Raw genomic sequence first — 9,846 nt, forward strand, 5'->3', positions numbered from 1 at the left:
AAATCGCGACGATCGAGCCGATCAGCTTCATCTTCAACCCCGAGAAATCGAGCGTACCCATCCAGCTCGGCCGGTCTTCGCTGTTGCCCGTGTCGATCTTCGAAATGAAATTCTCGTAGCCTGAAAAAATCACGATGACGACGAGGTTGGCCGCGAGCGAAAGATCGATGAGCCCAAGCGTCGCGAGGATGATCTGCTCGGGCGTGGCGGTTAAAAGCCCCTTCAACCCATGGACGAGCTCGCCCACGAAGGCGACGAGCAGCATGACGAGCGAGAGCACGAGACCGACGTAAAACGGCGCGAGCAGCCAGCGCGATTTGAAAAGAGAAAACTCGAGCAGTTTTTCGAAAGCGTTGCGTTGATGCATGGGGCGGTGTTCCTTTATGGGCGCGCATCGGCATGCATGGCTTGCTTGCCGTACGAAACCGCAATTTTACAATCACCTTGTGACAGCGCCGATGGAACGTTCAGTCGAGATGGGACACGCGCGGCGAAGCTGCGGCCGACGAAGCCTTGCGCTCACGGATTGAGCAACCCGAACACCGCGACACCGTTCGTCGCTCCCACGTACACATGTCCGCGCGCGATCATCGGCGCAATGAACTTGTTGCCCGCGCCGAATGTGTCGCGCGTGCCCGACTGCTTGCTGTTGTACAGCTCTTGAGCGAGGTTGCCGGCGTCGAAAGCGTGCAGCGCGCCGACGCTGCCGTTCTCCGCGGCCCAGACGATCGCGTTTTGTGCGCCGTTGGCCGACACGCTCGGCGTCGCGCCCGGATAAGCGAACGTACCCGGGCTTTTCGAACTGGGCGTCGTCGCGAGCTTGGCCGATGCAATGGGAAACGCTTTTAGGTTGTCGCCGACCGCGCCGTAGTAGACGACGTTGCCATAGTAGGCCGGCATGGCGAACACACCGCCGTTAAGCTGTCCGTCGATTTCCTGCCAGATCGCGTTGTGCGTGCTGTTGAATTTGCCCATCGCATTGCGCTCGACGACATAGATCTTCGCGTCCTTGCCCGCACCTACCGCGAGCTTGCGCGTCGCACCGCTCGCATCGGTCATGTCCGGAAGCAGCAGCGCGCCGCCCGAGCCGAGGTCGACGTCTTGATTCGATTGCGCCACCGTGTCGAAGGGGGCGAAATAGTCGGCGACCGCGAGCTGCGGCGCGATCGATAGCTTCAAGAAGGTATTGCCGAAGTCGGAATTCGATGGGAAGCCGTCGCCGTTCAACGTCGTCTCGAACGTGCCGTTCGCATCGAGAAAATAGAGCGCAGCACCGTCCGAAGCCATGCCCGCGCCACTCATCCAAATCGAGCCTTCGCTGCCGTTCGGCGTGACGTTCACCACGCTCGTCTGCGCGAGCGTGTCGGCGCTGTACGCCATCACCCAGCCTGCGTACGCGCCTTGGTCGCAGTGCGAGGTCCAAGCGAGATAGACGTTGCCGCCGACGAGCGTCAGCGCTTGGCGTTCCGCGTATTGTTTCGGATCGAATGCCGTCACGCCGTTCGTGCTGCCCGCGCCGGCGCCCGGATACGTGGCGGCGATTTCCGTGGGGCCGCCGAGAACTTCGGCGCCCGAGGACAAATCGAGCGCATGCAGGCGTTGATGATAGCCGCCGTTTGCGTCCTTGCTCATCGCCACGGCGTACAGGACGCCGTTGGCGCCGCGCGAGCGGTCGATGACCGGCGTCGACGTGATCCCGATCTCGGGCGTGATTTGGCCGCAGTTTCGGTCGTCGCTCGTCGTTTCGCCGCTGCCGAGCAGCGAACGTTGCCATAGTTTCGTGTTCGTGTCGGCATCGTAAGCGTAGACGCTGGCGTGTTCGGTGACCACGTAGATGACATTGTGCGTCGCGCCGCTCATCGGCACATTGCCCACATATAGGGGTTGCGCGTCGACTTTGCCGTCGGCGGGCAGAAACGCCACTTTGCCGAAATGCGCCGCGTTCACGTTGGCGGGGGTGAGGGTCGTCTCGGCGAGATACTGGCCCGTGCGCGCCAGGTCGTTGTGATAGGTGAGTACGTCGGCGGCCGACGCCATACCGCCGTTGCCGCCGGAATTCCCTGAACCGCCGGAGCCGCCCGCACTGCCGCCGCCCGCGCTGCCGCTGGGGGCGGGCGCGCCCGACGAGCCGCCTCCGCCGCTGCATGAAGCGCACATAGCGGCAAGTGCGCATGCAAGGGCGCTTCGCGAAAGGGTGCTGACTAAAGGGGAAGGGCGGTGCGCGTGGTTCATGACGTCCTCCGCAGAGCGGGCACGGCATGGGAACAGCATATCCCGTGCCGTTAGGGGCGGGCGCGGGAGGTTACGCTGCCGATCGCCCTTTGCGCTGCCGCCTTTTCATCGGAAAAGCTTAGGCGCTCGGTGCGAAGCGAGCCACGACGAAGTGCCGTCCGGCTACGCCACGTGCGGTCTTGTCAGGCGCTTTCCGAACAATCGGCGGAGTTGGCGCGAGACGCTTGCAAATCGTCGACTTCGATCCCGAAGTATTCGCGTAGCGCATCCCACCCCGCCGGCGTGACGATGACCGCACGAGTTTCAGGACCTCGGCGGATCCAGTCTCGCGCGCAAAACGTGTCCATCAATTGCGCGCCCAGCGGCCCGGAAACATGGTATTGCCGCTCCGTCCAGTCGAGGCACCGATGTGCTTGGACGGCGCCGTCCGAGAATGCGACGCTCGTGTCGGCGCCGATCCGCTGCAGCAGCGAATGACCGGCAGGCGTCAATTCGTACTCGTATTCGTTGCGCTCGGCGAGGTAGCCACGCGTCAGCATGGCTCGGGTAAGGGCCACGCCTAGCTGCCCGGCGAGGTGGTCGTAACAGCAACGCGCGAAGCGCATCTGTCGTGCGCCGCGCGTGACCGGTGATCGCCATGCCCGCGTAACAGGACCGACCGATGCGAGGCTTTCGAGCACGCGCGGGATGTGCGGCCCTGCAAGGCTGTAGTAGCGGTGCCGCCCCTTGTTCTCGACGCGAAGCAAGCCGCCGTCGAGCAACTTCGAGAGGTGGGCGCTTGCCGTCTGCGCGGTGACGCCCGCGGCATTCGCCAGCACGCCCGCCGGCCGGGCGCGGCCGTCCGTCAGCGTAATCAGCATGACGGCGCGCACGGGTTCCGCGATCAGGTGCGCGACGGTGGAAATGTTGTGCTGACTCAAAGTTGCCCCTCGGGTTCGCACGATCTACACGTTGCAGTGCGTGGGAGTTTCGCATTGCTGCTGACGCTTCGATACGCGTCGAAGCATTCTCGATGTCCCCTGCCCTATAGTCAACGAACTCTTCCCCCGAACGAATGCATGCACGTGAACGAGAAACGTCGATATGAAAGAAGCGTGTTATGGGCGACGAGCTTGAGCTATGTCGTCGTCATTCTCGACACGACGATCGTCAATATCGCGCTGGCTCGCATCGCGGCGGCGATGAGCTCGGACGTGGCCGGGCTCCAATGGGTCGTCAATGCGTACACGCTGACATTTGCGAGCTTGCTGCTCACGGGCGGGCTGCTCGGCGACCGGCTCGGCGCCCGCAATGTTTACGTGGCTGGCTTGCTGATATTCGGCGCGGCCTCTGGGATTTGCGGCGTGGCGCCCAACATGGCGATGCTCGTCTCTGCGCGCGTCGTGCAGGGCGTTGGGGCAGCGCTGCTCGTGCCCTGTTCGCTCACGTTGATCCGCGCCGCCTATACGGACGAACGGCGGCGCGCGGGCGCCATCGGCGTGTGGGCCGGGTGTGGCGGTGTCGCGATGGCGGCGGGGCCGCTCGTCGGCGGCCTTCTGATTCACTGGCTCGGATGGCGCAGCATCTTCCTCGTCAATGTGCCGATCACGATCTGCGGCGCGTTGCTGGCCTTGAACATACCGTCCGCCGCGCGCAAGCGAGTCGAACACATGGATTTTTCCGGCCAAGCGGCAGCCATCGTTGCACTGGCCTGCTCGGTCGCGGTGCTGATCGAGGGCGTCAAGCTGGGTTGGACTTCTAGGCCGATCATGGCTGGTTGCGCTGCGGCCGTCGCCGGGTGGATTGCCTTCATCGCGATCGAACGCCGCCGGCTGCGGCCGATGTTGCCGCTCGCCTTGTTTCGCGAGCCGATTTTCTCGGCATCCGTCATCGTTTCGCTCGTTTCGGCGCTCGTGTTTTACGGGTTGCTGTTCTTGCTGAGCGTCTACTTCCAAGAGGGACGGGGCTGGCAATCGCTCAGAACGGGGCTTGCGTTCCTGCCGCTGACCGTCATGGTGACCGCGGGCAGCTTCTCGGCGGGGAAGTTGGGTACGGCATACGGGGCACGGCGGGTCGTGGTTGCAGGATTCTTGCTGTACGCGGCCGGATTTGCCGGATTACTTTCGCTGGCTGACGATGTGTCGTACTGGCGAGTGGCGTTGTGTTTTCCGGCGATCGGTTTCGGGGCCGGCGTCATTACGCCCGCGGCCACGGCTTTGCTGCTCGGCGCGATCGACAAGACGCACGTCGGCGTCGCGGCTGGGATGCTGAACGCGAGCCGTCAAAGCGGCTCGGCGTTCGGCGTGGCGATTTTCGGCTTGCTGGCGAGCGCTGTGCAACCGGCCGCGGTCGGCGTGCGCGTGGCGGTCTGGATTGCCATTGCGCTGTCGCTGCTGGGTGCTTTGTGTTGGCGGATGATGGTGGCGGAACCTGGACGGTCCCGCGGAGCGGTTGAATCGTGAGGGGGAGGGAATCCGTTCAGTATCTGCTCAGTATCCGCTCATTTCTGCAGTATCCGCTCATTTGCGTTAGTATCTGCTCAAATTTGAGCGGATACTGAGCAGATACATGAGCGGATTGACCCCTGCAATGGTCCTCGAGGCCATCCGGCGATTGGCGGACGAAGGCAGGCTTTCGGTGTCTTCGACCGACGTGACTAGGGTCACGCAAGCGAGCTCGTCGACGGTTCGTCGTCATCTGGAGGCGCTGTGCGTCAACGGCCAACTCACGCGCAGCGGGGCGGCGCGGGCAACGCGTTACCGGCTTGCCGGGTCGGCGTCCAGCCCGCTGACATCTACTCAGGAGCTTCCCGTCGCGCCGGGTCCAGTATGGTCGCCGGCTGCCGTTGAGCTCGGCCGAAAACTCGATCTTCCGTTAGGTGCCCGCTCCCCGGTCACTTATCGGCGCGAATTCGTCGAAGCCTACGTTCCCAATGAGACGTGGCTGATGCCGCAATCGCTGGCGCGGGACCTTTACCGCGATGGCCGGCTGCGGGAGCAGCAGCCGGCGGGAACGTACGCGCGCAAGGTGCTGGAGCAACTGCTCATCGATCTGTCGTGGTCATCGTCTCGGCTAGAGGGCAATCGCTACACCTTGTTGGCGACCGAAGATCTGTTCAAGCGGGGGACGGCAGGCAGCGACACCGACGCGGTGATGCTCCTGAATCACAAAGCCGCCATCGAGTTTTTGGTGGATGCCGTGCCGATGCAGGGCCTGTCGACGGCCCTCATTCGGAACTTGCATGCGGTCCTCATGCAGGACCTGCTTGCCGATACCGATGCATTGGGCGTCATCCGCAAGAAGCTGGTCAATATCAGCGACACCGTGTACGTGCCGACTCAAGTGCCCGGCTTGCTGGAAGAAATGCTGGAGCGCATCTTGGCCAAGGCAAGGCTCGTCAAGAATCCCGTCGAGGCCGCCTTTTTCCTTTGGGTGAATCTGGCTTATCTGCAGCCGTTCGAGGACGGGAATAAGCGCACGAGTCGCCTCGCGGCGAACATTCCACTGATGCTCTACAACTGCGCGCCATTGTCCTTTTTGGACGTCAGCCCGCACGACTATGCCCAAGCGATGCTAGGTGTGTACGAATTCCTCGACGTTTCGCGTGCGGCGGATCTGTTCGCATGGACTTACCGGCGCTCGATGAACAAATACGTTGTCGTGATGGAGTCGATCGGCGCCCCGAATCCGTTGCGGCTGCGGTATCGGGAGTATTTGACCGAGGCCATCGGGTTAGTGGTTCGCGACGGAAAATCGGCGCAAGCCGCGGTGCAAGAGCTCGGGCTAACCGAGGCCGAGGCGCCGGGTTTCGAGGCCATGCTGCTTGATGAGTTGAAAAAGCTCGAGGTATTCAACTACGCGCGTTATCGGCTGACGCTCACGGCCACGCAGGCTTGGATCGATGCGGATCGGCCGCATTAGGGCGGTTGATGGGCCGATGGTCCGGGAAGCTTAGGCCGACTACCGATCCGCTTGCCGGACGCTGCGCGGCGTCGATGCGCGGACGTGGGGATGCGCGCGCAGGGTCAGCGAGCCGTCACCGGCAACGGGATGCCCTCATCGTATTGCGTCCGACCATCGTCGATCGAGAGCCAGGCTTGTTTGCAGGACGTCCAGATATGCTCCATGGGCTCGAATGCATCCGGTTCGTCGAGCGAGCCCAGCGCGATGCCGACGGTCCCGGCCGAGGGGCGCGCTGAAAACAGCGTCGAACCGCACTGCGAGCAGAAGCCGCGACGCAAACCGCTTTCGGCTTCGTACCATGAAACTGGTCCTTCCACTTGCATGCCGTCGAACGGCACCATCACGCGCGCGTAAAACGCAGAACCGGTAGTTTTTTGACACCGCCGGCAGTGGCACGCGCGCACGTTGAGCGGCGTGCCGCCTGAGGTGTATCGGCACGCGCCGCACAAGCACCCGCCCGTGATGCGTGTTTCCTGGTTCATGGCAACCTCTTGTTGATTCGGTGAGGCTGATTATCGAGGATTGCAGTGGGCGCGGGCACGTGACGACGGTATCCGATTTCGTGCACAACCATTCCGGCACCCATTTTCCGTGACGAAATAAATGAGTGACGACGCCGAACGTAACGCGGTCATTCGGTCCTAATGTCAAGCCCAGCCAGCCACGCAGCACGCGGCGCGGAAAGAATTGGGTCGGCCAATTTCCGAGAACCCGGGCTTGCGCGACAAAGGTAGTTCTCGGATATCCACCACTGTTTCGATGCCGTTTTCCGAGAGAAGCGAAATGAACGCGTCGATGTCCAGTCCTTCGTAGCCTATGGTGGACACAGTCATCGCTTACCTCCGACGAGCGACGGTATCGCGAAGAAGAGGGTGCCCCACGAAACACGACGCCAAAAACGACAAAGGGTTACAGCCGCGTAGGACTGTAACCCTTTGTTTTGTTTGGTGGCGAATCAGGGAGGAGACTCCCTGCTGCGTCTAAATGGCCTTACCCTTTAATAATCAAAGGGTTGTTGAACCGACCGCATCACGCTTTGTACCCGGACTTTGTACCATAAGCCGACCGTTATCGCAAGGCACGTCCTCATTCCATAGCGTGCGACCGAATTGCTTGTTTGCGACGGCTAACGAGCGCTGGGTGCAAGGAGATGATTGGGCAGGGGGAAGACAGGCGCCGCCCTCAAGCTCGCGGACCTCAAGGGCACAGGTGGCAAGCATCGGACCCGTCTCACCGCAAGCAGCTATACGGGGACCAGGTTGTTCTCGTTCACTGAGGCGGGACCGTCGAGTGCTTCCAGGTCCATTTCCGCCCGTCGTGTCCCGGCAGCGGACAGCTTGAAGTGCCCGGCGCGGGTGGAGTGTTCCGCGAGAAATCCTGTCTGACTGAGCAGGTACAGCGCATGTAGCAGAATGTCATGCATCTCGATGGCCCGGGTCAGCTTGTGGCCCCTGGACTGATTGCGTTCAAGGCCTTCATCACCCATCAGAATCCGGTACCGGTCTTTGACGGTTCGCCCCGCGCTGTAGTCTTCTTCGCAACGTTCCCGCGCAACATCGAAATGCAGATTGATGACATGTTCGCTGATGAGGGCGACGAGAAAGTCCTCCGGAGTATCGTGCAGGAAGCGTTGTACCAGCGCCTGCAGCACATCCAGCGATAACCGGTCGCCATCCTCAACAATACAGGCCGAGGGCATATAGCGCGCCTGAACTGCACACCACAATACGGCAAACAGTGCACTCCCGACGGCGTCACTTTCCCGCTCGTCGGTCATACGGAACTTTGACTTTTTTACGAGGTAGGCCAGATTGCTGGCTAGGTCGATATCCTTGTCCTTCAGACCCGCACAATAGAGGTCGGGCGCATCCTTGCGACGTTCCTCGATAGCGTCGAGCAGTCTTGCAACCGTGCCAGCTTTTTCACCCAGCAAACTCTTGCTGCCAACTTCGGCCACCGCGCGTGCGATGGATTCAATATCCCGGTTAATGTAATGCCGTCGACCTGACGCATCGGTCTGGAAAGACCGGCTTATGGCGTGGTGAATCCGGACTTCGCAGGACCTGAAAAGTGTCTCCAGAGCAACTTTCAGGTACTTGCGGATTTGCAAACTCTTCCAGACAAGCTGTGTCGTCTCCAGGCCTTTCAGGTTCAAGGGCTTTCCGTCAGAGCCGACACCTCGCGCCATGGTATGCCGGATGCGGCCAACATCCACATACTTCCCCGGTGTGGACTGCTCTTCTGCTGCGAGGGCGCGCAGCGCCAGCATGATGCCGTCACGCCGCAGCGCAAAATCAGGCGAAAGCGCGGACGTCGGGGTATCTGGAAAAAGTTGTTGAGCAAAAGCCTCCCGTTCATCGCGGGTGGTCTTGTCCAGCCGCAGCACCTCCCACAGGGCGTCGACGCCTGAGGCCTTAATGGAATTCCTGGAAGGGTCGCGAAGCCACTGTGCTTTCTGGGGGTAGTGTTCCCGCAACAATTTTTCAAAGGACTCCGCCAGCGCCTCGCCTGCCTCGGTCAGCTCGAAGACCTGATGGTAGCCCTGCCAGCGGCTCAGAAATTGAAGGCCGTTGGTGATGCTTGGCGCGTACTCGTCAGGCCCGAGGAACGTGGTGCCGTCGGGCCCAGCGTCGTCGCTTTCTTCTTCCTCATCATCCGCATCCAGAGCCGCGCTTGAGCCGCGTGTTGGCATGGCACTGTAGGACAGCACGCCAGGGTCATTGTCGGTGGGCCACTTCCGACTCGAACCGGGAATAGCGCGGACGTTCCAGCGGGTATTGCCCCATACCAGCAGCAGTTGAATCTTGGGGATGCCTGCGTCAAATGCGGCCTGGATAGCTTCATCAGATGCGTCGTCGTCCAGCGTATCCCATATCTGCGACACCATCCAGCAAATCGCGGAGTAGACCCGGGTGTATCTTGCGCGATTATTCAGCCCGGGCAAGACCTTGCGGTAAAGGCCCATGATAGTGGACTGCATACCCAGCGGGTCCGGCCCGCGTGCGCCTTCCGGCCGGGGCACATATTGGGGATAGTCAAGCATGGGTTACTCCTTGAGTTCGGGGCCCACGTAGCCAAATAAGGCACGCGGGATATGGGCTGTTTCCAGTTTTTCGCGGTCAAGGCCAACGAAGACCGGCTTGTTGCAGCCTGGCGAGTGCAGGGCGACGCCATTGTGTGAAAGGAGGGCGACCATGTCCCGTGTGCCGAGAAGCGCGTTGCAGGCCGGGCATCGCGTGTTCATTGTCAGTGGGCTGAGTTCCGCACTGATAATCCCAAAGAGCCGCCCCGTCTTTCCGCTACGGACCTGGTTGCGATGAAGCGTGCCCAACTGGTCGTGAATCTTCTGGTAACGCGGGAAACGCGGCTCGGTGCTACTGTTCTCGCTCAGGGTCGCAATGACCAGTGATTCCAGTACTTGTCGCGTTACCAGCGTTTCTGCCAGCGTGAGTGCGCCATCGAGGACGTGCTTGCGTGTGGTCGCATCGAGAGCCTCGAAGGGTTGCAGCTCCAGCGCCTTGTCAGCAAGGTCCAGCCACTCGTAGCTATCGAGCGGACTCTGACGAAACGATTCAAGCAGTTGCTTGAGGCGCGGAGGGTTGACAGCCTCGCCCCCAAAGAACACGGCGCAGGCCGCCACACCACAAAAGAGGCCAATCAGTCGGGCACGAT

9 protein-coding genes are annotated in these 9,846 nt (G+C 61.6%); 2 read left to right on the forward strand and 7 right to left on the reverse strand.

All coding sequences use genetic code 11. From position 1 onward, the window contains the following. The 3 genes from ACTHNR_RS13935 to ACTHNR_RS13945 all read right to left on the reverse strand — a co-directional run. A partial coding sequence (locus ACTHNR_RS13935; RefSeq protein WP_440548251.1) for a YqhA family protein occupies window positions 1-367 on the reverse strand: 367 nt, incomplete at its 3' end. 152 nt (window positions 368-519) lie between these two features. Further along, window positions 520-2,232 (reverse strand): pyrrolo-quinoline quinone, encoded by a 1,713-nt coding sequence (locus tag ACTHNR_RS13940; RefSeq protein WP_440548252.1) that lies wholly within the window; start codon window positions 2,230-2,232, stop codon window positions 520-522. Window positions 2,233-2,414: 182 nt separating this feature from the next. After that, window positions 2,415-3,152 (reverse strand): ArsR/SmtB family transcription factor, encoded by a 738-nt coding sequence (locus ACTHNR_RS13945; RefSeq protein ID WP_440548253.1) that lies wholly within the window; start codon window positions 3,150-3,152, stop codon window positions 2,415-2,417. A gap of 144 nt (window positions 3,153-3,296) precedes the next feature. Between ACTHNR_RS13945 and ACTHNR_RS13950 the strand changes: the two genes are divergently transcribed. Together ACTHNR_RS13950 and ACTHNR_RS13955 are read left to right on the forward strand one after the other, a co-directional pair. Continuing rightward, the gene (locus ACTHNR_RS13950; protein WP_440548254.1) at window positions 3,297-4,673 is read left to right on the forward strand and encodes an MFS transporter; all 1,377 of its coding nucleotides are present in this window, start codon (window positions 3,297-3,299) and stop codon (window positions 4,671-4,673) included. 106 nt (window positions 4,674-4,779) lie between these two features. Further along, on the forward strand, window positions 4,780-6,132 hold the full coding sequence (locus ACTHNR_RS13955; protein WP_440548255.1) for a Fic family protein: 1,353 nt from the start codon (window positions 4,780-4,782) through the stop codon (window positions 6,130-6,132). A 104-nt stretch (window positions 6,133-6,236) separates the two neighbouring features. Here the strand turns inward: ACTHNR_RS13955 and ACTHNR_RS13960 are convergent, their stop codons facing one another. The 4 genes from ACTHNR_RS13960 to ACTHNR_RS13975 form a co-directional block, all read right to left on the reverse strand. Beyond that, entirely contained in the window at window positions 6,237-6,656 is a 420-nt protein-coding gene (locus ACTHNR_RS13960) for a GFA family protein (protein ID WP_440548256.1), read from the reverse strand. A gap of 165 nt (window positions 6,657-6,821) precedes the next feature. Continuing rightward, entirely contained in the window at window positions 6,822-7,007 is a 186-nt protein-coding gene (locus tag ACTHNR_RS13965) for a DUF488 family protein (protein ID WP_440548257.1), read from the reverse strand. 410 nt (window positions 7,008-7,417) lie between these two features. Next, window positions 7,418-9,217: a hypothetical protein gene (locus tag ACTHNR_RS13970; RefSeq protein ID WP_440548258.1), complete on the reverse strand. Its 1,800-nt coding sequence runs from the start codon at window positions 9,215-9,217 to the stop codon at window positions 7,418-7,420. A 3-nt stretch (window positions 9,218-9,220) separates the two neighbouring features. After that, window positions 9,221-9,846, reverse strand: a 626-nt coding sequence (locus tag ACTHNR_RS13975; RefSeq protein WP_440548259.1) for a hypothetical protein, incomplete at its 5' end; no start/stop codon positions are given.

This window comes from Trinickia sp., assembly GCF_051954495.1.
In the GTDB taxonomy this organism is placed as follows: Bacteria; Pseudomonadota; Gammaproteobacteria; order Burkholderiales; family Burkholderiaceae; genus Trinickia.

What these genes read in the sequence shown, in the direction of transcription:
- ACTHNR_RS13955 (WP_440548255.1), top strand. Translation starts at nt 4,780, where the DNA reads ATGAGCGGATTGACCCCTGCAATGGTCCTCGAGGCCATCCGGCGATTG.
- ACTHNR_RS13940 (WP_440548252.1), bottom strand. Translation starts at nt 2,232, where the DNA reads ATGAACCACGCGCACCGCCCTTCCCCTTTAGTCAGCACCCTTTCGCGA.
- ACTHNR_RS13965 (WP_440548257.1), bottom strand. Translation starts at nt 7,007, where the DNA reads ATGACTGTGTCCACCATAGGCTACGAAGGACTGGACATCGACGCGTTC.
- ACTHNR_RS13960 (WP_440548256.1), bottom strand. Translation starts at nt 6,656, where the DNA reads ATGAACCAGGAAACACGCATCACGGGCGGGTGCTTGTGCGGCGCGTGC.
- ACTHNR_RS13970 (WP_440548258.1), bottom strand. Translation starts at nt 9,217, where the DNA reads ATGCTTGACTATCCCCAATATGTGCCCCGGCCGGAAGGCGCACGCGGG.